We start from the raw sequence: 24,272 nt of genomic DNA on the forward strand, positions 1-24,272 counted from the left end.
CATTTGCGCTGTGCTGGTGCCCCTGTCTATCTATGTTTACCAAACTGGAAGAAGTCGTTGATCGGTTCCGTGAAGTGGAGGGGCTGTTGTCTGATCCGACGGCGGTCGCCAATCAGCAGAAATTTCGCGAACTGACCAGGGAACACGCCAATCTGGCGGAAATGGTCGAGGTCTACGCCCGTTACCGCAAGGTTTGTGCTGATATCGATGGCAACCGTGAACTGCTCAAAGAGAGCGACGCCGAGATGCGCGAGCTGGCGCAACTGGAACTGCCGGGGCTGGAGGCACGCAAGGCGGAGCTCGAAGAACACCTCAAATTGCTCCTTTTGCCGACCGATCCCAACGACGAAAAGAATATTATCCTCGAAATCCGTGCGGGCACCGGCGGTGAAGAAGCGGCCCTTTTTGCAGCGGATCTGTTTCGCATGTATTCGCGCTACGCTGAGACCCGGCGCTGGAAAGTCGAGATCTTAAGTACCTCCGAGGCCGATGCCGGCGGATACAAGGAAGTGATCGCGATGATCAGCGGGGTGCGGGTCTACTCACGCCTGAAATACGAAAGCGGAACCCATCGGGTGCAGCGGGTTCCCGAGACCGAAACCCAGGGGCGCATTCACACCTCTGCCTGTACCGTGGCGGTCTTGCCGGAAGCCGAAGATGTTGATGTCGACATTGAAATGACAGACTTGCGGATTGATGTTTTCCGTTCCTCCGGGTCGGGGGGGCAGCACGTCAACAAGACCGAGTCGGCGATTCGGATTACCCATCTGCCGTCCGGGCTGGTGGTTAGTTGTCAGGATGGGAAGTCACAGCACAAAAACAAGGCTCAAGCGCTTAAAGTGCTGAAATCACGGCTCTTCGAGCAGATGCAGGCGGAGCAGGATGCAGCGACTGCGGCAGATCGCAAAAGTCAGGTCGGCAGTGGCGACCGCAGCGAGCGCATCCGGACCTACAATTTCCCGCAGGGGCGATGTACCGATCATCGCATCGGTTTGACGCTCTACAAGCTTGACCAGATCATGCAGGGCAGCCTTGGTGAAGTCCTCGATGCGCTGGCGACACATTATCAAGCCGCAGCATTGAGTCGCCAGCAGGGGGAGTAGGTTTGGTCGAAACCTGGACGCTTTTGAATCTGCTGAAATCGACCGCGAGCTATCTGGACGGGCGCGGCATTGCCGGGGGACGTCGCGACGCCGAACTTTTACTGGGTCAGGTGCTGAAGCTTGATCGGGTTGGCCTCTATCTCAATTTTGAACGACCGGTAACGGTGGCGGAACTTGATACTTACCGGGAACTGGTGCGCCGCCGCGCGGCGCGCGAGCCATTACAGTATATCCTTGGTGAAACGGAGTTCTGGTCGTTGCCGTTGCGGGTGACCCCGGCGGTGCTGGTTCCGCGCAGCGACACCGAGGTGTTAGTAGAAGAAGCGTTGCAGCGTTTGCCGGCCAGCGGGAACTGCCTTGATATCGGCACCGGCAGCGGTGCGATTGCGATTGCGCTTGCCCATGAACGTCCCGCAGCGTCCTTCACTGCGATCGATATTGATCCGGCGGCACTCGCTGTCGCGCGGGACAATGCGGAACGGCATGCGGTCAGCGGGCGGATCGCGTTTGCCGAAGGGGATTTATTTCAACTCGCGGCAGGATGCTTCGATCTGATCGTTTCCAATCCGCCCTATATCCGCTGTGGCGATCTGGCCGGTTTAATGCCGGAGGTGCGTGATTTTGAGCCCCGCCGGGCTCTCGACGGGGGCGAGGATGGTTTGGATGCGTATCGGGCGTTGACCCGTCAGGCCCCTGCCCGGCTCAACTTTGGCGGCTGGCTGCTGGTCGAGATCGGGATTGATCAGGCCGCGGCAGTACGCGAACTGTTCACCGCCGCCGGTTTTACCGATATTTTTATGCGTGCTGATTATGCCGGGATTGACCGGGTCATAGGTGGCCGGGTGGGGAGTGATCGCGGTACTGAAATTTCAGGATGTTGTCTTGACTAGGGTGCAATGGATAAAATAGTTATTCACGGCGGGCGGCCATTGACCGGGGAGGTGGCCATCAGCGGTGCAAAAAATTCTGCCTTGCCCCTGCTTTTCGCGACGTTGCTGGCCTCCGGCATCCATCGTCTGCGCAATGTGCCGCAGCTGCGCGATATCGATACCGTGGAGAAATTGCTGACCGGTTTCGGTGCCCAGATTGTCGCTGACCGGAACAGTCTGGAGATCGATGCCGGTGCGATTGCGAGCCTCGAAGCGCCGTACGAACTGGTACGGACAATGCGCGCCTCGGTGCTGGCGTTGGGCCCGTTGCTGGCCCGTTTCGGTCGAGCGCGGGTCAGTCTGCCGGGAGGATGCGCCATCGGTGCACGACCGATTAATCTGCACCTGAAGGGGCTGGAAGCCCTCGGCGCGGAAATCACCCTTGATCATGGCTATGTCGAGGCCAAGGCGACGCAACTGCGCGGAGCACCGATCTATCTTGACATGCCGTCGGTTGGCGCGACAGAAAATCTGCTGATGACGGCGACCCTCGCGCAGGGGGAAACGATCCTCGAAAATGCCGCGTGTGAGCCGGAGATTGTTGACCTGGCTAACGCACTGCGCGATATGGGCGCGGTGATCGAAGGGGATGGCAGTGATAAAATTCACATTCAGGGGGTCGATGCCCTGGCACCCCTCGATTATCAGGTGATGCCCGACCGGATTGAGGCGGGAACATTTATGATTGCCGCAGCGATCACCGGGGGCAATATCCTGCTGCGCGGCTGCACCCTGGAACATCAGGACGCGCTGGTCAGCAAGCTGCACCAGGCGGGGGTCAATGTCGAGCTGGTCGCAGACGGCGTAAGGGTGCGCGGACCGCAGCAGCTTGAGCCGGTCAATATCAAAACCTTGCCTCATCCCGGCTTTCCAACCGACATGCAGGCGCAGTTTATGGCACTGATGAGTTTGGCCGGGGGGACGAGCACAATTACCGAGACGGTGTTCGAAAATCGCTTCATGCACGTCTGCGAGCTGCAACGGATGGGAGCGAATATTTCCATCGATGGCCGCTGTGCGACGGTGCGCGGGGTGCGCGAACTGCTCGGTGCGCCGGTCATGGCGACCGATCTGCGTGCCAGCGCCAGCCTGATTCTGGCCGGGTTGGCAGCGGATAATACGACTGAAATTTCGCGTATCTATCATCTGGATCGCGGCTACGAACGGATCGAAGAAAAGTTGCAGGGCCTCGGTGCGGATATTCGCCGGGTCGCTGAAAATAAAAGGTTGAAAAATGAGTGACTACATTACTTTTGCTCTGCCGAAGGGGCGGATCATGCGCGACACGATGGAGATGCTGGCGGAGATCGGCGTCATCTGTCCCGAGTTCAGTGAGGAAAGTCGCAAGCTGGTCTTTGAAAACAGTGTCGATAGATATCGTTTCATGGCGGTGCGCGCGACCGACGTGCCGACCTACGTTGAATATGGCTGCGCTGATATCGGCGTGGTCGGCAAGGATACCCTGCTGGAGCAGGGGAAAGATCTGTACGAGCCGCTCGATCTTAAATTCGGTTACTGCCGGTTGGTCGTTGCCGAACCGGCGGAACTGCGCAAGGGAGACGACCCGGCCAACTGGTCGAATATTCGTGTCGCGACCAAATATCCGCATATTACCGAACGCTACTTTGCCGCCAAAGGGGTGCAGGTTGAGCTGATCAAACTCTACGGCTCAATTGAACTGGCGCCGCTGGTCGGTCTGGCGGAACGGATTGTCGATCTGGTCTCGACCGGGGTGACGTTGCGCGAAAACGGCATGGTCGAGGTTGAGACGATTGCCGAGATCACCACCCACCTGATCGTCAACCGCGCCAGTCTCAAAACCAAACATCGCCGGGTGCTCGGAATTATCGAAGGGCTTGAAAGAGTCGTTGGCAACGAAACCCGCATTTCCGTTTAATCCCTTGGCGAGGAGGCGAAAAAGATGATGCGCATTCTCAATTTCAGTGATGATGATTTCGCGCGCACTTTTGCAATCATTGAGGCGCGCGGCGCAACTGCGCCGACGGGCGTCGAAGAAACGGTCAAGGCGATCATCGCCGCTGTGCGACAGCGCGGTGACGCAGCGGTGTTTGAGCTGACCGCCAGGTTTGATCGGTTAACAGTGACCGCCGCCAGCGTCGAAGTGACTGCCGCCGAGATCGAACACGCTTGTGCGCAGCTTGAGCCGCAGGCCTACGCCGATCTGGAACTGGCCGCCGCGCGTATCGGTGCCTACCATCGCAAACAGAAGCAGGAAACCTGGCTCTCGACTGACGAAGAGGATGTGTTGGTCGGTCAACTGGTGCGTCCCCTCGACCGGGTCGGCATTTACGTCCCCGGCGGGAAAGCCACCTATCCCTCCTCGGTGCTGATGAATGCCGTCCCGGCCAAGGTCGCCGGGGTGGACGAAGTGATCATGGTGGTACCGATGCCGGACGGCAACGTCAATCCCCATGTGCTGGCGGCGGCGCGGATTGCTGGCGTCGATCGCATCTTCAAGATCGGTGGAGCGCAGGCCATCGCGGCGCTGGCCTACGGCACAGCGACGATCCCCCGGGTCGACAAGATCACCGGCCCGGGAAATATTTATGTCGCCACCGCCAAACAACTGGTTTTCGGGCAGGTCGATATCGACATGATCGCCGGCCCGAGCGAAATTCTGGTAATTAACGACGGCAGCGGCAATCCGGCGCATATCGCCGCCGATCTGTTGTCACAGGCGGAGCATGACGAGCTGGCTTCGTCAATCCTGATCACCACCGATACCGCGCTGGCAAGTGCGGTGCAGCAGGAGGTCGAAGTGCAACTCCGCGAATTGTCTCGCGAGACAATCGCCCGCCAGTCGATCGACAATTACGGGGCGATCATCATCGCGCGGGATCTGGCCGAGGCGGTTGATTTTTCCAATCGGCTGGCACCGGAACATCTTGAACTGGCGGTCGCCGATCCCTTTGGGCTGCTCCCCCGGATCCGTCATGCCGGGGCGATTTTCATGGGCCACTATACCCCCGAAGCCGCTGGTGATTATCTCGCCGGACCGAATCATACCTTGCCGACCGGTGGCACCGCACGCTTCTTTTCGCCGCTGTCCCTCGATGATTTCGTCAAGAAGTCGAGTATCGTTTCGTTCAGTCAGGCCGGTTTGCAGCGGCTCGGCGAGCCGATCATTCGCATCGCCGCGCTTGAAGGGCTGGAAGCGCACGGCAAGTCGGTGTCGATCCGGCTTGATGAAATAGTCGCTGTAACAGATTCTGCCTCAGCTGAAATTGTAAAAAAGAGTTTGAGCTAAAAGGAGAGATCGACTATGCCACGAACCGCAACAGTTACTCGCGAAACCAAAGAGACCAATATCAGTATCGGGTTGAAACTGGACGGTTCCGGTTTGCATCATATCGAGACCCCGGTGCATTTTTTCAATCACATGCTTGCAGCGCTGGCACGGCACGGCTTTTTTGATCTGTCGGTCAAGGCGAGCGGGGATGTCGAAATCGATGCCCATCACACCGTCGAAGATCTCGGCATCGTCCTCGGCGAGGCGTTCAAACAGGCGCTCGGCGACAAAACCGGGGTGAAGCGTTTCGGTCGGGCAACGATGCCGATGCATGAGGCGCTGGCCTCCGTCATTATCGATTTTTCGGGGCGTCCGTTTCTGGTCTTTAATGTTGATCTTCCCAAGGCCAAGGTTGGCGAGTTTGACACCGAACTGGTCGAGGAATTTTTTGTTGCGTTCTGCAATCACTCCGGGGCGAACATTCACGTCAACCTGGCTTACGGTGACAACCTGCACCACATCATCGAAGGGATTTTCAAGGCGTTTGGCCGGGCTCTCGACGAGGCAACCAGCATCGACCCGCGGATTAGCGGAGTATTGTCAACCAAGGGTAAGCTGGAATAGGCGATCATGATCACGATTATTGATTACGAAATGGGGAACCTGCGCAGCGTCGCCAAGGCGTTCGAGAAACTGGGCTGCGCCGTACGCGTCAGTGCCGATCCCGCCGCTATCGCGACCGCCGACAAGGTGGTGCTCCCCGGCGTCGGGGCGTTTCGTGACTGCATTCATAATCTGCGCGCCGGTGGGTTCGTAGCTCCGCTGCTGACACATGTTGCGGCGGGGAAGCCGTTGCTCGGTATCTGTGTCGGCATGCAGATGCTTTTTGATGAAAGCGAGGAATTCGGCTGTCATCAGGGGCTGGGTCTGATCCCCGGCAAGGTGGTGCGTTTCCCGGCGCGGATGGTGGAAAACGGCGAACGACTCAAAGTGCCGCATATGGGATGGAATAATATTCAGCTCCGCCGCCCGTCCCCGCTGCTTAATGGGGTTGACGATGGCAGTTTCGTCTATTTTGTGCATTCCTATTATTGCGCGGCGGAAAATCCGCAGGATGTCGCCGCCAGTTGCCGTTACGGCGCAATCGATTTCTGCGCCTCGCTGTGGCGCGATAATATCATGGCGACCCAGTTTCATCCTGAAAAGAGCCAGACGGTTGGACTGAAAATTTTTCAGAATTTCGGAGAGTTATAAGTGATTATTTTACCCGCGATCGATCTCAAGGGAGGGCGCTGCGTCCGCCTGGAGCAGGGGCTGATGGATAAAGATACCGTCTACCACGATGACCCGGCGGCTCAGGCGTGTATCTGGCAGGAGCAAGGGGGGGAGCTGCTCCATATCGTCGATCTCGACGGGGCGTTCGCCGGGGTGCCGAAGAACAAGGCGGCGATCGAAGCGATTGTCAAAGCGATCGATATTCCGGCTGAACTCGGCGGCGGCATTCGCGACATGGCGACGATTGAGGCTTACCTCAAACTCGGCATCAAGCGGGTCATTCTCGGCACCATCGCCAAGGAAAACCCGGCACTGGTCGCAGCTGCCTGCCGCAAGTTTCCCGGTCGGATCGTGGTCGGTATCGATGCCAAAGACGGTCTGGTGGCGGTGCGCGGCTGGGCCGACGTCACCACCAAACGGGCCACCGACATGGCCAGGGAGATGGAAGGGTTCGGCGTTGAGGCAATCATCTACACCGACATTGCCCGTGACGGCATGATGCAGGGGCCGAATATCGCGGCGACCAGGGCCTTGGCCGAAGCGATCAACATCCCGGTCATCGCCTCAGGGGGGCTGTCGAGCCTCGATGATATTCGCCACCTGATGGCGATCGAATCGTCCGGCGTCAGCGGGGTGATTGCCGGCAAGGCGATTTATTCCGGGGCGATTAATCTGCGCGAAGCCGTGGCGTTAACCAGGGAAAAATAACATGCTGACCAAACGAATTATCCCCTGCCTTGACGTCAAGGACGGCCGTGTCGTCAAGGGGGTCAACTTTGTCGGCCTGCGCGACGCCGGTGATCCGGTCGAGGCCGCTGAGGCGTATTGCGCCCAGGGGGCTGACGAGCTGACCTTTCTTGACATCACCGCCTCCAGTGACAAGCGCAGCATCATCCTCGACGTGGTGGCTCGGACTGCTGAGCGCGTTTTCATGCCGTTGACCGTCGGCGGCGGGGTACGCGAGATCGCCGATATCCGCAACCTGCTCAACGCCGGAGCGGACAAGGTGTCGATCAATACGGCGGCAGTGCAACGCCCCGAATTCGTTCGCGAGGCCGCCGAACGCTTTGGCTCCCAATGTATCGTGGTTGCCATCGATGCGCGCCGGGTGAAAAACTCCGCGCCGCAAGCCTGGGAGGTGTATACCCATGGCGGCCGTAACGCCACCGGGATTGATGTACTTGAGTGGGCAACACGGATGGAGAGCTACGGCTGTGGCGAGATCCTGCTGACGTCGATGGATTGCGATGGAACCAGGGATGGTTATGATATCCTGCTGACCCGCGCGGTCAGCGATGCGGTTGAAATCCCGGTAATCGCTTCGGGGGGAGTTGGCAACCTGGAGCATATTCGTGAAGGGTTGGTCGAGGGGGGCGCGAGTGCCGCCCTGGCAGCGAGCATCTTTCATTTTCGTGAATATACGATCGGTGAATGTAAGGAATATCTGCTCCAGCACGGTGTCGCGGCCCGCCCGGTTGTGAGTGAAACGAAATGAACGGAAGCATGTCATGAGCGATGAACAGAGTCGGGAAGATATCCTCGCCGCGCTATACGCGGTGATTCAGCAGCGCAAGGCGGCGGCAAGCGATGATTCCTACGTCGCCTCGTTGTATGCCAGGGGACTCGATAAAATTCTCAGTAAAATTGGTGAAGAAGCCACCGAGGTTGCGATTGCCGGGAAGGGCGGCGAACGCGGCGAAGTGGTTTACGAAATGGCAGACCTGTTTTTTCATTGTCTGGTGCTGCTGGGCTACTACGATCTGCAGCCGGAAACGGTGTGTGATGAGTTACGCCGCCGCTTTGGTCTCTCCGGAATCGCCGAAAAGGGTGCGCGAAAAAAATAGTTTGTGTTAATTTGACACTCTCTTTATAATTTTTTGTTCAGTTAAAAAGGGCGCCGGTCATCGGTCGCCCTCTTCGTGTTGATGGTATTGAAAAGAGCGATCTCATGTTCACATGATTGAAGGAGGAACACGTGGCAACGATACCGGAACGACTCGTCACCGAAATGAAGTTGGCGATGAAGGCGAAAGCCCAGCTGCGACTCGATACCATTCGGATGATGCGGACTGCGATCAAGAACAAGGAAATCGAGACAGGCGGAGAACTGAGTGACAGCGATGTTATCAGCGTTCTTTCTACCCTGATGAAACAACGACGCGAGTCAGCGCAGGTTTTCCGTGACAACGACCGGGTTGAAATGGCGGAAAAGGAAGAAGCCGAGTTGCTCGTAATCCAGGAGTTTTTGCCGGCGCAACTCGACGCGAATGCGTTGCGGGAACTGGTTATTCAGGCGATTGCCGCCAGCGGTGCAACATCGCTGCGTGACATGGGGGCGGTGATGAAGCTGGTCGCACCCCAGACTGTCGGGCGGGCCGATGGCCGGGTGGTCAGCGAGATGGTCAAGGCACAACTGACATCCTGACCAACCGCGACAGGAGCATAGCCGGGCGTGAATCTTCTCGATAGTGGCATTCTTGTGATCCTTGCGGCCTTTCTGGCCAAGGGGTTGTTACGTGGCGTGCTCAAGGAAATATGTTCTCTGCTCGGGCTGGTGGGAGGGGCACTGCTGGCTTATCATTATCATCCACCATTAGCAGAACTTGTCGGTGAGCTCCTCGCACTGTCACCCCAGATGGCAACTGCCGTGGCATTTGTGACGATTTTCAGCACTGCCATGCTGCTCTTTTCGGTTTTTGGTTCTGTTTTTTCAAAATTGATCAGACTCCTTTTTCTGGGGGGTGCCAATCGGGTTTTGGGCGGTTTTTTTGGGTTGACTCAAGGGGTGGTTCTGCTCGCGATGGTACTCTATGCCCTGACCCTCAAACCGGCACCACAACCGGTGCCAGAGATGCTGAAAGCGTCGCAACTGGCGCCACCCTTTATCGAGCTTGGGGGCAAGATGTTTGCCCATGGCCGAAGCGCCGTCAGAAATAACGCATTGATTAAAAATACATGAGTATGACGAGCTTTGAAGTTCTGGAATTTTCCAAGCTGCGGACAATTCTGGCTGGCTTCTGTTTGACCCCCCTCGGGCAGGGACGGGTAGCGCAACTGGCACCGCTGCCCGATCAAGCGGCGATTGCAGAGGCGCTGGCGGAGTGCGCGGAGATGGTCGCAGTACTGGCACTCTACGGTCGCCCTCCTCTTGGTGGCTGCGGTGATCTACAGCCGACGTTGGTGCGTGCCCGGGCCGACGGCAGTTGTCTGCGCCCGGACGATCTGCTCGGCGTGCGCGACAGTTTGCGAACGGCGGTGGCACTGCGGCGCTTTTTTAACGACGGAGACAAAAGTCCGCGCTTGACGGCGTTAGCCACTCAACTTGAGGGGCTCAAACCGTTACGGGAAGACCTGGACGCGTGTTTTGCCGAGGGTGGGGACATTAAAGACAGCGCCTCTTTTGAACTGGACAAAATCCGGCGCAAGATGATTGCGCTACGGGGCCGGATCCGCCAGACCCTTGACCAGTTGCTGAGTTCGGACAAGCTGGCGCCAATCTTTCAGGAACGCCTGATTACCGAGCGTAACGGGCGTTATGTGGTACCGGTCAAAGCGGATTTTCGGGGGCACCTGAAAGGTTTTGTCCATGACGAGTCAGCGAGTGGTCAGACGCTGTTTATCGAACCGGCCGGAACGCTGGCGCTGAATAACGAATTACACCACCTGCAGCGCGCCGAACAGCGCGAAATTGACCGGATCCTGTTACGTTTGACCACCGCTGTACACGATTCAGAAGAGGCGCTGCGGCGTAACCAACAGTTGCTGGCGCACCTTGATCTGCGTAGTGCCTGCGGCGAATTTTCACGTCGGGCCGGGTGCATGACACCACAGCTGGCAACGCAACCGCTGCTTGAATTGAAGCGAGCGCGTCATCCCCTGCTGATTTTCAACCCCGACTGTTCGCTGCGGAGCACACCGGTTATTCCGGTCGATCTGCTGTTGACCGCTGCCGGGGCGGCGTTGATTATCAGCGGGCCAAATACCGGCGGGAAAACAGTAGCACTGAAAACGGCGGGGCTGCTGACTCTGATGGTGCAGGCCGGACTACCGATCCCCTGTGCGGCAGAGAGTCGCATCTACCCGTTCAGACGTGTTTTTGCCGATATCGGCGATGAACAGAGTATTGAAGAACACGTGTCGACCTTTTCCGGGCACTTGGTGCGCTTACGGGAAATCCTCGCTACCGCTGATGCCGAGACCTTGGTGCTGCTCGATGAAGTCGGCACCGGCACCGATCCGGCTGAAGGGGGGGCGTTGGCGCTGGCAACCCTCGATCGTCTGCGTGAATTGGGAGCGCGTACCATTGCCACCACACACTTGCAGATGGTCAAGAGTTACGCCCTGCTGCATGACGCCGTCGAAAACGCCGCCGTCGATTTCGATGCCGAGACGCTGGTCCCAACCTATCGATTGAATTACGGTGTTCCGGGCGCGAGCAGTGCTTTTGTGATTGCGGCGCGGCTGGGACTGCCAGCGGCACTACTCGATCACGCGGCAACCTATCTCCATCGCGATGAGCGCGAAAGTCAGCACTTGCTTGAGCGGTTACATGCCCTGCAAAAAACGCTGGCCGAGGATGTCGAGGAAACCCGCAAGTTGCGCGCGGCGGCACAACGGGAACGGGACAAACGGCACCAGTTGCTGACCGAACTGGAAGCACAACGACGAGAAATTTTGGCGCAAGCGCGCGAGCAGGGGCAGAACGCGGTCCACAAAGCGGAAAAGGATTTACGGTCCCTGTTGCGCAACGCCGCTACGCAGACGGTCGCTGCGGCGCAGCGGACCGAATTAACAAACGCCTTGCGCAAGATCGAAGACGCTCTGCCGCAACCAGCGAACCGTGTGCCACGGGGACGCAAGCCGCGCGCCGTGGTCACCGGTGAACGCCTGCTGGTTTCGGCGTTGAACGTCGAAGGTGTGGTGGTCAGCATCAGTGGAGAAATGGTCGAACTCTCGATAGGGGGTAAAAAGATACGCCAACCTTTAGCCGCGTTGCGCCAGTTTGAACCGCGACGTTTTACCGGCACCACCGCGCCACCGCGAGTGCAAAGCCGGATCGAACGCGATATTCACGCGACCCGGCTGCTGCTGGTCGGGCTGCGTGTCGACGAGGCGTTGCCGCGCCTGGAACGATTTCTGGACGATGCGTTGCAAAGTGGTAACAGCGTTGTTGAGATCGTTCACGGGGCGGGCGAAGGGATCCTGCGCAAGGTTGTGCGTGAGCAACTTTCCGCACATCGGAGTGTGACCTCTTTTTACGCGGCACCGGTCGAGGCGGGCGGCAATAATATCACAATTGCGGAGCTAAGCAACGGATGAGCGGACGGATCGCTGAAAGCAAAATTCAGGAAATCCGTGAGCGGGTTGATATTGTCGAGCTGATTTCCTCCTATCTGCCCCTCAAACGCTCGGGAGCAAATCACCAGGGGCTGTGTCCGTTTCATGGTGAAAAAACGCCGTCGTTCAATGTCAATGCCCCGCGCCAGATCTTTCATTGTTTTGGTTGTGGTGTGGGGGGCAACGTCTTTACGTTCCTGATGCGGATGGAGGGGTTAACTTTCCCGGAAGCGATTCGCCGCCTCGGTGAGCAAGTCGGCATAGAGGTTGAGCAGGAAGAGGCGACCCCTGCTGAAATCGCACGGCGCAAGGAACGCGAACTGTTTGATCTGGTCAATGAAGAGGCGTGCAACTTTTATCAGCACCTGCTCCTTAATGCGCCCGAGGGGGAACCGGCGCGCCGTTATCTCAAGGCTCGCGGGTACGACCGGGCCGCCGCTGAAAGCTATCGTCTCGGCTATGCTCCGGAGCAATGGGAAATGCTCGCCCGGCATCTGGCCACGCGCAAGTTTGATCCCCGGATTTCCCGTCAGCTCGGGTTGATCCGTCCCGGCAAAGAAGGACGGGGCGATTACGATCTGTTTCGGGGGCGTTTACTCTTCCCGATTCTCGACGTGACGGGCAAAGTGGTCGCCTTTGGTGGTCGGGTGCTCAATGATACGTTGCCAAAATATATCAATTCGCCCGAGTCTCCGGTCTACTCCAAAGGGCGCGTGCTGTTCGGACTGTTCCAGAGCAAAGAGGCGATGCGACGAACCGGCGAGGTCATTATTGTCGAAGGCTATTTCGATCAGCTGGCTCTCAATCGCTCCGGACTTGGTCATGCCCTGGCCACCTGCGGGACAGCGTTGACTCCAGATCATGCGCGCCTGCTGAAACGTTATACGGAGCGGGTGGTGCTGCTTTTCGATCAAGACAAAGCGGGACAACAGGCAACCTTTCGGGCAATGGATGCGCTCTTTCCGGGGGGGCTTCCGGTGATGGTGGCAACCTTGCCGGACAATGCTGATCCAGACTCATTTTTACAGGAACGGGGAGCGGATGCGCTACGTGCCCAGCTGGCTCAAGCCGTTCCGGCGCTCGACTACTTTATTGCCACGCAGTTCGGTGCCGGTGGCGACGACGTGGAAGCAAAAGCGCGGGCAGTGGAAGCGGTCATTGCCAAAATCAAGCTGCTGACGAGTGACGTTGAACAACAACTTTATCTGCGTCAGTTGGCAGACCGGAGCGGGCTTGACGAGCGGTTTCTGCACAGCAAGCTCGGTCGACGCGGTAGCCCAGCACGTTCAGCGGTAGCGTCCTCCCGAACCGTTTCCCCTCCGCTCAAGGCCCGTCCGGTGGTGGTACCCCCGCGCGACGCAACGGCACGGGCGCAGGAGTGGCTGCTGTGTCTGCTGCTGACTGACGTCGATATGCGACGCAAATTATTTGCCGTGGGGGTGGAAAATTTGTTTTTCATGGAGCCATATCGCTCTCTGGCCCTGGTTGCCGCCGCATCTGCAGATGCCGATAACTTTGATGAGCAGCGCCTGCAAGATCGCTTGACTCCTGAGCAAACAGAGTTATTATCAGGTATTCTAATACTTGAGGAGAGTGTCGCCGATTGCGATCGTGATGCGCTCATCGCCGACTGTCGGCATGCGGCAGAAAAATACCGCTTGCGGCAACGGTTGAATGACGTGAAGGAACAGCTAAAGAATCTCAATACGGGGGATGCGGAGCGGCTGATGGAATTACAGCGTGAACAGCAGGAAATCAGTCGTTGCTTGAAAAACGATAAGTTGAAACGGCAGACTGAGCCGTTTGCATAAATTTATTATATCGGTTTCCGGACGCGGAAATCACGAGGAGAAGACGCGGCATGTCGAAAAAAACCAGCACCGAAGAAGTCCAGCAATTGATCGATCTCGGCAAGGAAAAGGGCTATCTCACTTATGATGAGGTTAATGACGTCCTGCCTGCCGATATGGTTTCAACGGAACAGCTTGATGATGTTATGACCATGTTCGGCGAGATGGATATTGAAATCGTTGATTCGGAGCAGAAGGGTATTTTGCTCAAGGAGCGGTCGCTCGAAGATAGCCTGGACAAGCACGACGATAACGACGAAGACGAAGAACACGATGCCGGGACACTCGGTCGCACCAGTGACCCGGTGCGGATGTACTTGCGTGAAATGGGGCAGGTGGCCCTGCTGACGCGCGAGGGAGAAGTTGAAATCGCCAAGCGGATCGAAGAAGGCGAAGTACTGGTGACCAGCGTTATGATTCGCACGCCGATTGCGTTCAAAGAAATCATCCAGCTCGGCGAACGACTGGCACGCGATCAAATCCGCGTCGCCGAAATTACCAAGGATTATGAAGAAGAAGAAGGTAGCGAGCAGGAAGAAAAACAGCGTCAGCGTATCACTGCGTTGATCGATCAGATAAAAACCCTTGACGAACGATTTACCGCGTTGCGCGGGGAACTTGCCAATGAAGGTGACGTCCAGCGCAAGGGCGCACTGCTCGAAGAGAGCAAGGGGCTCAAAGCACAGATTTCCGAATTGATGCGACAAATCCGGCTCAAGGATTTTCAGGTCGCCAAGATTGTCGATCGGCTCAAGGAGTTGTCTGAGCTGGTCAAGCGCGCCATGGCGGAAAACCGGGCATGTGAAAATGAACTCGACCTGCCGCACAAGGAGATCCGCCGCTTGTTACGGCGCATGCGAAAAAATGAAGACGAAGCAGGACAGGTTGCCGCAAAACATAAAACAACGGTCGATGCATTGCTGGTCATCGAAAAACGTTTAAAGAGTGCGCAACGCAAGTTCAAGCGGATTGAGGAAGAGTCCGGGTTTGCACCGGAAGAGCTGCTCGAATCACTTAAGGAAGTGCACAAGGGGGAGTGGAAAGCGAAACAGGCGAAATCGGAGCTGGTCGAAGCGAATTTGCGGCTGGTGGTGTCTATTGCCAAAAAATACACCAATCGCGGCCTTCAGTTTCTCGATCTGATTCAGGAGGGGAATATCGGTCTGATGAAGGCCGTTGACAAGTTTGAGTATCAGCGCGGGTACAAATTTTCGACCTACGCCACGTGGTGGATCCGGCAGGCAATAACCCGCGCGATCGCCGACCAGGCGCGGACTATTCGCATTCCGGTACACATGATTGAGACGATCAACAAACTGATTCGTACCAGTCGCCAACTGGTGCAGGAGCTCGGTCACGAGCCGACCCCGGAAGAAATTGCCGAACGGATGGAGTTGCCCCTGGAAAAAGTACGGCGGGTACTGAAGATTGCCAAGGAGCCGATCAGTCTTGAAACCCCGATCGGGGAGGAGGAAGATTCCTCACTGGGTGACTTTATTGAAGATAAGGGCGTCATCTCACCCGTCGAAGCAGTGATCAAAGGGAACCTTTCAGAACAGACGGCCAGCGTGCTGTCAACGCTGACCCCCCGTGAGGAAAAAGTGCTGCGGATGCGTTTCGGCATCGGCGAGAAATCGGATCACACCCTTGAGGAGGTTGGGCAGGATTTTGCGGTTACCCGGGAGCGTATCCGCCAGATAGAAGCCAAGGCGCTGCGTAAACTGCGCCATCCCAGTCGCGCCAAACGGTTGAAAAGCTTTGTTGAATTTTAGCCTTACGGTCATTCGCAGAGGGAACGGCAACGGGCAGTTTGATGGTTGATAGCACCGCTGGAATCGCTAGCCCCCCGGTGATTGTGCCGCGCTCCGAGCACAACATTTCCCGGCAGCAGATCGACGACGACACCCTCAAGGTGCTTTATCGGCTGAATCGTCACGGCTATCGGGCGCTGCTGGTCGGCGGCTGTGTGCGCGACCTGCTCCTTGGTCGTCAGCCGAAGGACTTCGATGTTGCCACCGATGCCACGCCGAATCAGGTAAAAAAACTGTTTCGCAACTGTTTTCTGGTCGGGCGCCGTTTTCGGCTGGCGCACATCCGTTTTGCCGGGGGGAATCTGATTGAGGTGGCGACCTTTCGCCGCGAAGCGACCGCCGCCGACCTCCCCGACGATGAGAGCGAACATCGTCACGCCGCCGAAAATGTCTTCGGGACCCCCGCTGAAGACGCATTCCGTCGCGATTTCACCATCAACGCCCTCTTTTATGATATTGCTGACTTCAGTCTGATCGATTACACCGGCGGGTTACAAGACCTGGCTGACCGGAAATTGCGGGTAATTGGTGACCCCTGGGTACGTTTTGCAGAGGACCCGGTGCGGATGCTGCGCGCCCTGGAGTTTGCCGCCCGCCTCGACTTTACCCTTGGCCCGCGTGCCCAGGCGGCCTTGCGTGAACAGGCAACATTGATCGAAACCGCCGCGCCCGCACGGATCAGGGATGAGTTGCTGGAACTGATTCGGCACCGGGTCGCGGGTAAAGTGCTACGGGGCGCTGCCGGATGCGGCCTCCTTGGGCCGTTGCTGAATGGTTATGACGGGGATGAAACAACCTATGCCCTCTTTGAGCAGCTTGATCGACGCCCCGCGACCGAGCCGGTTGCTGAAGGGGCCGCTCTGGCGCTCCTCTTTCTGACCCGTTTCCGCGCCCGATGTAACGCGTTGGAGGCACATTCCGTTGCCGCTGCGGCGAAGCTCGCCGGACAGCTGTTAACCCCGCACTGTGCTTATTTTCATATCGCCAACGGCATCCGCCATCAGGCGCGTGAATTGCTGGTGGGGTATTATCGCTTGGCACAAGGGCGTGGTCAGCGTGGCGAAAACCGTTTTTTGCGTAACCCCTTCACCGCCGAAGCCCTCCGTCTCTATATGCTTTTCAGCATGACCACCGGGGTCGAAACAGAAATTGTCAGCGCCTGGCAACAAGCCACCGTTGCAACACACACCCCCGAGGGAACGCCCACAGAGCCCGGCGCGACGCGCCCCCCCCGACGGCGACGCAGAAGGCGCAAAGCTACCGCCCCCAGAGCGCAAGATTAAAATTCCGGCGTAAAGAGCTGCGCTACATTTCAGTTGTCACTTCTTTTGCCGTTCGTGGCAAGAAAAGCATAGCCAGTTACGCCAGCCAGCAACGATGCGGCGAAGATCCCGACCTTGGCGCTGAGGATTGTCTCCGGGCTGAGAAATGCCAGGTTTGAGATGAACATCGACATGGTGAAGCCGATCCCGCCGAGAATGCCGATGCCAAAAATTCCCTTCCAGGTGCTACCCTGCGGCAAGTCACAGAGCTTCAGCCGGACCGCTAGCCACGCAAAGGACAAAATCCCCAGTGGTTTACCGATCATCAGCCCGCAAAGGATACCGAGGGTTACCGGGTCAATAAAGAATTTACTCAAACCCGACAGATCGAGCGTAATGCCGGCATTGGCGAGAGCGAACACCGGCATCACGCCAAAGATAACCCAGGGATTCATGGCATGTTCCATCCGTTGCAACGGACTCATGGCGTCATGGCAGCTGTGCTCCAACGCCAGCAAGGTTCCCAACCGCTCGTCATCATAAAACGGACCCGTCCCCGCGTCGTAAGTTTTGTAACGTTCCATTAACTGTTCCGCGCGATGAACAAATTCTTTATGTTCATGCCGGGGTTTGACCGGGATTGTTGCACCGATCAAGATTCCGGCGATTGAAGCGTGAACTCCCGACTTCAGCAGCGCTACCCAGAGGCAAAAACCGACCAGGGAATAAAAGTTGGGGTGCTGAATGCCGAGACGATTGCCACTGCACAAAACGACAAAAAGGGCGGCGCCGATACCCAGCATCAACCAGGAAAGTTCGCTGGTATAGAAAAGCGCAATCACCAGAACTGCACCGAGGTCGTCAACGATAGCCAGGGCGGTCAGAAAAATCGCCAGTGAACGGGGGATACGCTTGCCGAGCAAGGCAATGACGCCGAGGGCAAAAGCGATATCTGTTGCCATCGGCACCCCCCAACCATGCATCGCTGGTTGCTGCCAATTAAATATCACATAGATAGCCGCAGGAACCAGCATTCCCCCCACTGCGGCAGCGATCGGGAGTGCGGCCTTGCGCGCGCTGGCCAATTCGCCAGCGAGGAATTCACGTTTGATTTCCAGTCCGACAACGAAAAAAAAGACGGCCATCAGACCGTCATTGATCCAGTGATGGAGTGACTTGGTCAGACCGAACGATTTTCCGCCGACGGCAAGACTGGTTTCCCAGAAGTGGTGGAACGTTGCCGACCAGGGAGAATTGGCAAGCAAGAGAGCCAGCAGGGTTGCGGCAATCAAGACGATTCCGCCTGACACCTGACGTTTAAAAAAATCTTCAAAGGGCCGCATTAACAAGGCCAGTTTAATTGAGGGCATAAGCTTACACTTCAGGTGAGCGGTTTCAAGCCGCAGTTGCTGGTGAGTCTTAAAAAAGACTACATTATCAGGGCCATCAGGTCAATTTGTAAGGGAAATTGATTTTCTGACAAGAATATCCCCGTTGAGAGTTTCATTTCTATGACGTATGATGTTAAATGATCATCATATTCCGATTCTATTCATAAGTCTAATGTCTGGTGCGGCAAGGGAGGTTATGCATGGTACAGAAAATTCTGATAGTTGATGACGAGGAGAACATTCGCTTTACATTCGATGCTTTTTTGAGCGATGCGGGATATCAGGTTGCCACTGCGGCATCGTTGGCCGAATGTATGAAAACGCTTGAAACTGATCGTTTTGATTTACTTTTTCTCGACATCCTCCTGGGCCGCGACAACGGGCTGGAAGTTCTGCGCCGCGTCAAGGAAATAGATCCCAACTGTCCGGTGGTGATGATTACCGGCGCCCCCCAGGTGGAAACGGCTGCGGAGGCCGTGCGTTGCGGCGCATTTGATTACATTCCTAAACCGGTCAGACAGCAGGAGCTGCTGCGGGTTGCGGTGACGGCGCTTGAACACAAGTTGGTAATCGATCAGAAAGAGACGTTCCGTTTGCGGATGGAAGCCGTTTTTCGTTGTGTCAATGATGGCATCGTCATCTTTAACCAGGAGCTGCAGGTGGTCGAAATCAATGCGGCGGCGCATCGCATCTTTGGTAGTAACGCAGCGGTACTTGGTAAATCGTTGGCGGAGTTGACGGAGGCTGATTGTGGCTACCTGAAACGTTTCGAACAGTTGATCGCGGCCCGTGGCGAAACTGAAATCTATCGCTACGAGCTGAACGCCGCCGCCGATCACAGGATTCTGAGTTTATCGGTGACGGCACTGACGACCCTGTCCGGGCAAGAACAGGGGCTGGTGATGATTGTCCGCGACGAAACGTCGGTAGCGGATTCCCGAGTGTAGCGGTTGTTTGCAATGAAAAAGAACAGAGTCGGCAACCCATGAACGATCCAGTATCAGCAAAGCGCGCGGAGATCATGGCGATCGCCAGCGGCAAGGGCGGGGTGGGCAAGTCGGTGATTCTGACCAACCTTGCGGTATTACTGGCGCGGCATGGCAAGCGGGTATTGCTGCTTGATGCAGACCTGGGGGGCGCAAACCTGCACACGCTGCTCGGGGTTGATCGACCGACTCCGACGCTGACTGATTTTCTGACCAGAAATGTGGCTGAGCTTTCAGACACCATTGTTTCGACCCCCTTTGCCAGACTGTCCCTGATCAGCGGTGCCAACGCTTTAATGGATATGGCAAATCCCTACGCGGCCCAGAAAGCCAAATTGTTGCGCCACCTCAGCCTGGTTGATTTTGACTATGTACTGATCGATCTGGGGGCGGGAAGCACCTTTACGACCCTCGATTTTCTCGCCGCTGCGGATCAGACCTTGTTGGTGATGATGCCAACTCCGACCTCCATTGAGAATGCTTACCACTTGCTTAAAGCTGTTCTGTACCGCAAAATCACGCGCACGCTGAAGCGGCTGAATGTCGACCACCTGCTCCCTCGGGGGCTTGACGAGGATGTCCGACGCGGGCGGCGCTCCGCGTGGGATCTGCTCAACGAGCTGGCACATATTGACACTGCATTGACCGTCGAGGCGGCGCGGCTGACGCGGCGGCTCCAGCCACGGATCATCGTCAACCACGCCAACAGTGCCGAGGATCTGCGTCTCGGGCGACAGATCACGCTGGCATGTCAGCGCCATTTGGGACTCACCGCGGATTTTCTGGGAGATATTCGTACCGACGAACGTGTACTGAGTGCGGTGCAACAGCGTCGCCCCGTGTGTGATGTCCACCCCGGTTGCCCTTTTGCGACCGCTCTTGAAGGGATCGTGTTACGGTTGCTTAAAGATCGTCATGGGGAGCATGAGGAATGACAGTTAAATCCCGGATCGACGAGGCCTTTCGTTATTTCAACTTGCCACCAACGGCGGGCTTCGCCGCTGTCGCCCAAGCCTATCGTGAGCTTAAGTTACTCTACAGCACCGACGGTTTGGCGACTTACTCGCTATTGAATAAAGAGGAGCGGCTGCGCGAACTGGCAGAAATAGAAGAGTTTTATCTGGTGCTGACAGAACATTTGACCGACAGGAATCAGGCTGAACCAGCTGTACCACGGGGTGACGCGCGACACTGGGAGTGTGGCTCCGGGGTCTCCCCCGCCGCCTTTTTGCGTGAATGCCGCGAAATTGACGGAGTATCTTTGCAGAGCATTGCAGTGAAATCAAAAATTGGGCCCGATCATCTGACAAATATCGAAATGCAACGCGACGAACGGTTGCCCGCACCTGTCTACCTGCGCGGATTTATCATTGAGTTCGCTCGCCAGTTGCGAATATCCAACCCGGAGGAATTGGCAAGCGCTTATTTACATCTGCTCGCCGACCGGAAGAGTGGTTGAATCGCATCCACATAACCTCTGTTTAACGACCCAACCCTCCCCTGTAGAAATTCTCCCCGTTCATTAACATGCCGGTTACCTTTCATAATGAGAATATGACGATCCCACCGGTCTGCTATCCGACCTCGACCAAAGCGACCTGGCGCAAGAGTGTGCCATTGTTCAAAGTGGCACACTCTTGTGTTGGTGAAGCGTGCCAACGCCAGGTGGAGATTGCCAAGGGCCGCGTTCCTATGGTACTTAACTTGATGTTATCATTACTTAATTTTTGAAAAATTGCATTGGTACAGATATTGTAAACGGAATATTCTCAGGGGACAAGTTGCTTTGAAAAAGGGAATAAATGTCAAAAGGGAAAAAAATTCTTGTCGTGGATGATGACGCGCCGACACGAAAACTGATCAGCTTGACGCTGGCGGCGATGTCGACCAACGATGATATATTCGAAGCATCATCAGCTGCCGAGGCGCTGCGAATACTCGATCAGCATTGCGTCGACGGGATTCTCACCGATTACAGCATGCCGGTTATGAATGGTGTGGAGCTGGTTCGTTTATTACGCAAAGATCAGCGTTGGATGCAAGTGCCGGTCGCGCTGGTTAGCTGTTGTTTCACCGCGGAAAATCTTGTCGAGGCAAAGTCCCTCGGGATCACTTGCTGCCTGGCTAAACTTTTTCGTCGTCAACAACTTCAGAATGTTGTGCGTGGAATGATTCCAAAAACAGACAGAAAAAGGAGATGATATGTCAAAGCGTGTTATGACCGTTGATGATTCATCGGTTGTTCGCCAGATTTTGCGCAAGACATTGAGCGCCGCCGGGTATGACGTTGTTGAAGCGATTGACGGGATTGATGCCCTGGAAAAAATGGCCATCAATCCCGTTGACATGGTGGTGACAGATCTCAATATGCCGAATATGGACGGGGTCAGCCTGATCAGGAAGGTTCGCAGCCAACCGGGCAACCGCTTTATGCCCATTGTGATGCTGACAACCGAATCTCAACAACACATCAAGGATGAGGGCAAACGCGCCGGTGCGTCAGGTTGGATCGTCAAGCCATTTCGCCCGGAACAGCTTTTAGCCATCGTCCGTACCGTATTGAATTGAGGCAATGATGCCGAACCGAACGCTGATCATCGATGACGAACAGAGCATCCGCGCGACTTTGTCAATCGCTCTTCATGAGCGCGGGCATGAGACTTCCGTTGCCGCGAGTACCGATAGCTGTCCGGTTCTCTGTCATGGCGAATGCTACTGCATTGGCAATGAGCTCTGCGCCAACTTTCTGGTCATCGATCAAAATCTGCCTGGTTGTAAAGGACTCGATTTTATCGAACACCTTGTGCACATCAAATGCAAAATTCCTCCTGGAAATTGTGCGGTCATGTCAGCTCACCTTGATCTTTCCGAGCTGGAACAGGCCGATCGCCTCGGCTGCAAGATCCTGCACAAACCGGTAACATTCACCAAATTGAATCTCTGGCTTGACGAACGCGAGCCCCTGGTCGATCATTCCTCCCGATTGCTCCCGCTTCCCGCGTCGCAGGAGTAGGCTGTTTGTAGACACTCACCGCCAGTTTCAACTTAGTAAAAGGCCCTGCTGTTCGCTGCGACAGCAGGGCCTTCACTTTATCTACCGGAATTGCGTTATCCCTTTATTTGCCCAGCAAAGTGCGGAGAATTTCCGGATTTTCCTCCTCCTCGGCAAGAATGGTGTGACAGGTATCGCAATTCATCGAGATCACCTCACCACTTGGCGCTTCGTGCTCTTCATTGTGACAACGGAAGCAACCGAGATCATTGGCATGCCCGATATTACTTGCATAGGATTCCCACTGCACACCCATCTCCGGGAAGACATTCTGCTGATAAGCTGCCTGCACCCCGGCAATCGCCTGGTCAACTTTGGCCCGATCATTGGCGTAGATAGCGGCATAATTTTTCTTGTAGAACTCGGTCAGCCCGTTAGCAATCGCTGTGCGCGCCTCATCCTGGGTAGCAAATTCCTTGTTCGTGACAATCTGCATCGCCTGTTGTTTGATAAAGGGCAGAGAGTTCGGAATATCCTTGCTCAGGAGCATCTCGTCAATCGCTTTGTCTGCCGGTAAAAAGACGTGACTCGGACGGTTATGACAATCCATACAATCCATTGTTCGTTCTTGCAGATGGGTCGCTGCGGCCAGTTGTTCGTCCGCTTCGGGAGAGCGATAAGTTACCAGTTTGCCCATTTCGGTGCGCTGTGAAACTTCAGGAATGATCGTTCGCTGCCAGTCAGCGGCTTTGTAGGTGATTTCATTTTCCGGGGCGACGTGCCAGTGGATACCGTGCGATTTGGCGGCTTGGTCGCCAGCACTGCCGACCTTCATGAGGAGGACAGTTTTAACATGGGTGTTGTTCTCGTCAAGAAGAAACTTGTCCTTGATCACCAGCTTGTCGCCCAGAAATTTTTCCGGGCGATGACATTGCTCACAGGTGTCTCGCGCCGGGCGCAAGCCATGAACCGGAGTTTCAATCGGGCGGGCAAAAGTATCTGCAACCACGGCGTAGAGTTGCCGGACACCAGAAATTTTGGATTTTACAAACCAGGAAGCGCCGGAGCCGATATGGCACTCAACGCAGTGCACACGCGAATGAGACGAATTTTGGTAAGCGGTGTACTCCGGGGTCATCGGCACATGGCAGACCTCGCCGCAAAAGGCATTCGATTCCATGTAATGGTAGCCGCTGTAGGCCAAAAGACTGACGATGAACAGGTTTACCCCGGTCAGGAAGACCCCCAGGAAGACCAGTTTGCGAATTTTTTCGTAACCGGTTTCGTCGGCGAGCTTGTCACGAAAGTAGGCCAAGGTGAAAAGCTTGACGTCTTCCTGCCCTTTGGAGAAAAACAGTCCGAGCAGAATAAGAACCAGTCCGCCGATAAAGCCAGGACCGAGGATCATGTAAATCGCCCCGGCAACATACGGATTTTCAATGTGCAGAATCAGATCATAAAGCACTGCGCCAATCAGAAATGGAGCAATAACGGTTACAATCATCGCTCCCAGTAAGGCAATGCGGCTATGAGCAATGCCCTTGATAAAGGCCTTCGGAATATCGCTGAGTGTTGTCGCCATCTTGATTTTCTCCTCTTTAAAATTATTTTCTGAAGCGGGATTTCGGAAGTAAGTATAAAATTATAATTATCTAATTTATAAGGAGTTTTTCTTAAAACGAACGGATGCTAACACTGCACAAGGTGGGCTGTCAATAAACTTCTGCGATCGTCAAGGAGTCAAAAGGAATGCGTCGCATGCCCCGCTCAAAGGCTGACGGCCTGTTTAATTGGTTGTTGCACGGACAGGAATCGCAATAAACGGGGGCTAAACTCTGTTGCGTAATATACGCATGATTAAAACCCCTAAAATTGTCAGACAGAGTCCGACGCAAACCAGCAAATAACCGATGGTATGTCCTTCACCCCATCCCCACAGATCTTTGCCTTTCATCAGCAGAATCAGAGCGATACCACAAAACGTTCCAACTCCACCGACAATATACACGACAATTGCGGCGACTGAAAAGAGCAGTTCCTTGTCTTTCATGGTACCCCAACAATAACGATTGCGAAAAAGAAGGGG

At 55.8% G+C, this 24,272-nt stretch carries 25 protein-coding genes; 22 read left to right on the top strand and 3 right to left on the bottom strand.

All coding sequences use genetic code 11. The features are described 5' to 3' along the window. The first annotated feature begins 32 nt into the window (after positions 1 to 32). From prfA to pcnB, 16 genes are all read left to right on the top strand, one after another. The gene (prfA, locus tag K0A93_04435) at positions 33 to 1,103 is read left to right on the top strand and encodes a peptide chain release factor 1 (GenBank protein MBW6511353.1); all 1,071 of its coding nucleotides are present in this window, start codon (positions 33 to 35) and stop codon (positions 1,101 to 1,103) included. A 2-nt stretch (positions 1,104 to 1,105) separates the two neighbouring features. Next, on the top strand, positions 1,106 to 1,993 hold the full coding sequence (prmC, locus tag K0A93_04440; GenBank protein ID MBW6511354.1) for a peptide chain release factor N(5)-glutamine methyltransferase: 888 nt from the start codon (positions 1,106 to 1,108) through the stop codon (positions 1,991 to 1,993). A gap of 6 nt (positions 1,994 to 1,999) precedes the next feature. Further along, on the top strand, positions 2,000 to 3,274 hold the full coding sequence (gene murA, locus K0A93_04445) for a UDP-N-acetylglucosamine 1-carboxyvinyltransferase (GenBank protein MBW6511355.1): 1,275 nt from the start codon (positions 2,000 to 2,002) through the stop codon (positions 3,272 to 3,274). Further along, positions 3,267 to 3,929 carry an ATP phosphoribosyltransferase gene (gene hisG / locus K0A93_04450; GenBank protein MBW6511356.1) on the top strand — a complete coding sequence of 221 codons (663 nt, stop codon included), beginning with the start codon at positions 3,267 to 3,269 and terminating at the stop codon, positions 3,927 to 3,929. Before murA ends, hisG begins: the two co-directional genes overlap by 8 nt. A gap of 27 nt (positions 3,930 to 3,956) precedes the next feature. Continuing rightward, positions 3,957 to 5,300, top strand: a complete 1,344-nt coding sequence (hisD, locus tag K0A93_04455) for a histidinol dehydrogenase (GenBank protein ID MBW6511357.1) — start codon at positions 3,957 to 3,959, stop codon at positions 5,298 to 5,300. Positions 5,301 to 5,315: 15 nt separating this feature from the next. After that, positions 5,316 to 5,906, top strand: a complete 591-nt coding sequence (gene hisB, locus K0A93_04460) for an imidazoleglycerol-phosphate dehydratase HisB (protein MBW6511358.1) — start codon at positions 5,316 to 5,318, stop codon at positions 5,904 to 5,906. A 6-nt stretch (positions 5,907 to 5,912) separates the two neighbouring features. After that, positions 5,913 to 6,536, top strand: coding sequence for an imidazole glycerol phosphate synthase subunit HisH (gene hisH / locus K0A93_04465; GenBank protein MBW6511359.1), 624 nt, complete (start codon positions 5,913 to 5,915; stop codon positions 6,534 to 6,536). Next, positions 6,537 to 7,265: a 1-(5-phosphoribosyl)-5-[(5-phosphoribosylamino)methylideneamino]imidazole-4-carboxamide isomerase gene (gene hisA / locus K0A93_04470; protein ID MBW6511360.1), complete on the top strand. Its 729-nt coding sequence runs from the start codon at positions 6,537 to 6,539 to the stop codon at positions 7,263 to 7,265. It begins immediately after the preceding gene. Position 7,266: 1 nt separating this feature from the next. Continuing rightward, a complete protein-coding gene (hisF, locus tag K0A93_04475) occupies positions 7,267 to 8,052 on the top strand; it encodes an imidazole glycerol phosphate synthase subunit HisF (GenBank protein ID MBW6511361.1) in 786 nt (261 codons plus the stop codon). A 13-nt stretch (positions 8,053 to 8,065) separates the two neighbouring features. Continuing rightward, on the top strand, positions 8,066 to 8,401 hold the full coding sequence (locus tag K0A93_04480; GenBank protein MBW6511362.1) for a phosphoribosyl-ATP diphosphatase: 336 nt from the start codon (positions 8,066 to 8,068) through the stop codon (positions 8,399 to 8,401). A gap of 164 nt (positions 8,402 to 8,565) precedes the next feature. Then, positions 8,566 to 8,982 (top strand): GatB/YqeY domain-containing protein, encoded by a 417-nt coding sequence (locus tag K0A93_04485; GenBank protein ID MBW6511363.1) that lies wholly within the window; start codon positions 8,566 to 8,568, stop codon positions 8,980 to 8,982. Between the two features lie 27 nt (positions 8,983 to 9,009). After that, complete coding sequence (locus tag K0A93_04490) at positions 9,010 to 9,516, top strand: CvpA family protein (protein ID MBW6511364.1); 507 nt, start codon at positions 9,010 to 9,012, stop codon at positions 9,514 to 9,516. Then, complete coding sequence (locus K0A93_04495; GenBank protein MBW6511365.1) at positions 9,513 to 11,876, top strand: endonuclease MutS2; 2,364 nt, start codon at positions 9,513 to 9,515, stop codon at positions 11,874 to 11,876. Before K0A93_04490 ends, K0A93_04495 begins: the two co-directional genes overlap by 4 nt. Next, positions 11,873 to 13,705, top strand: a complete 1,833-nt coding sequence (gene dnaG, locus K0A93_04500) for a DNA primase (GenBank protein ID MBW6511366.1) — start codon at positions 11,873 to 11,875, stop codon at positions 13,703 to 13,705. The genes K0A93_04495 and dnaG overlap by 4 nt, the downstream gene beginning before the upstream one ends. A gap of 50 nt (positions 13,706 to 13,755) precedes the next feature. Then, positions 13,756 to 15,516 (top strand): RNA polymerase sigma factor RpoD, encoded by a 1,761-nt coding sequence (gene rpoD / locus K0A93_04505; protein ID MBW6511367.1) that lies wholly within the window; start codon positions 13,756 to 13,758, stop codon positions 15,514 to 15,516. Between the two features lie 41 nt (positions 15,517 to 15,557). Next, positions 15,558 to 16,838, top strand: a complete 1,281-nt coding sequence (pcnB, locus tag K0A93_04510; protein ID MBW6511368.1) for a polynucleotide adenylyltransferase PcnB — start codon at positions 15,558 to 15,560, stop codon at positions 16,836 to 16,838. A 29-nt stretch (positions 16,839 to 16,867) separates the two neighbouring features. Here the strand turns inward: pcnB and nhaA are convergent, their stop codons facing one another. Then, positions 16,868 to 18,187 (bottom strand): Na+/H+ antiporter NhaA, encoded by a 1,320-nt coding sequence (gene nhaA, locus K0A93_04515; protein MBW6511369.1) that lies wholly within the window; start codon positions 18,185 to 18,187, stop codon positions 16,868 to 16,870. Positions 18,188 to 18,408: 221 nt separating this feature from the next. Between nhaA and K0A93_04520 the strand changes: the two genes are divergently transcribed. The 6 genes from K0A93_04520 (at position 18,409) to K0A93_04545 (ending at position 22,207) form a co-directional block, all read left to right on the top strand. Then, positions 18,409 to 19,155 carry a response regulator gene (locus K0A93_04520; GenBank protein ID MBW6511370.1) on the top strand — a complete coding sequence of 249 codons (747 nt, stop codon included), beginning with the start codon at positions 18,409 to 18,411 and terminating at the stop codon, positions 19,153 to 19,155. Between the two features lie 38 nt (positions 19,156 to 19,193). Further along, the gene (locus tag K0A93_04525; GenBank protein ID MBW6511371.1) at positions 19,194 to 20,129 is read left to right on the top strand and encodes a P-loop NTPase; all 936 of its coding nucleotides are present in this window, start codon (positions 19,194 to 19,196) and stop codon (positions 20,127 to 20,129) included. Then, positions 20,126 to 20,653: a helix-turn-helix domain-containing protein gene (locus K0A93_04530; GenBank protein MBW6511372.1), complete on the top strand. Its 528-nt coding sequence runs from the start codon at positions 20,126 to 20,128 to the stop codon at positions 20,651 to 20,653. The genes K0A93_04525 and K0A93_04530 overlap by 4 nt, the downstream gene beginning before the upstream one ends. A 343-nt stretch (positions 20,654 to 20,996) precedes the next feature. Next, on the top strand, positions 20,997 to 21,395 hold the full coding sequence (locus tag K0A93_04535) for a response regulator (protein ID MBW6511373.1): 399 nt from the start codon (positions 20,997 to 20,999) through the stop codon (positions 21,393 to 21,395). A 1-nt stretch (position 21,396) separates the two neighbouring features. Continuing rightward, a complete protein-coding gene (locus tag K0A93_04540; protein MBW6511374.1) occupies positions 21,397 to 21,762 on the top strand; it encodes a response regulator in 366 nt (121 codons plus the stop codon). A gap of 7 nt (positions 21,763 to 21,769) precedes the next feature. Next, positions 21,770 to 22,207, top strand: a complete 438-nt coding sequence (locus K0A93_04545) for a response regulator (GenBank protein ID MBW6511375.1) — start codon at positions 21,770 to 21,772, stop codon at positions 22,205 to 22,207. Positions 22,208 to 22,310: 103 nt separating this feature from the next. On the opposite strand, the gene K0A93_04550 is transcribed toward K0A93_04545, so the two are convergent. Next, positions 22,311 to 23,768, bottom strand: a complete 1,458-nt coding sequence (locus tag K0A93_04550) for a NapC/NirT family cytochrome c (protein MBW6511376.1) — start codon at positions 23,766 to 23,768, stop codon at positions 22,311 to 22,313. A 246-nt stretch (positions 23,769 to 24,014) separates the two neighbouring features. Further along, positions 24,015 to 24,236: a hypothetical protein gene (locus tag K0A93_04555; protein ID MBW6511377.1), complete on the bottom strand. Its 222-nt coding sequence runs from the start codon at positions 24,234 to 24,236 to the stop codon at positions 24,015 to 24,017. Positions 24,237 to 24,272: the final 36 nt, after the last annotated feature.

It is taken from the genome of Desulfuromonadaceae bacterium (genome assembly GCA_019429445.1).
In the GTDB taxonomy this organism is placed as follows: domain Bacteria; phylum Desulfobacterota; class Desulfuromonadia; order Desulfuromonadales; family JAHYIW01; genus JAHYIW01.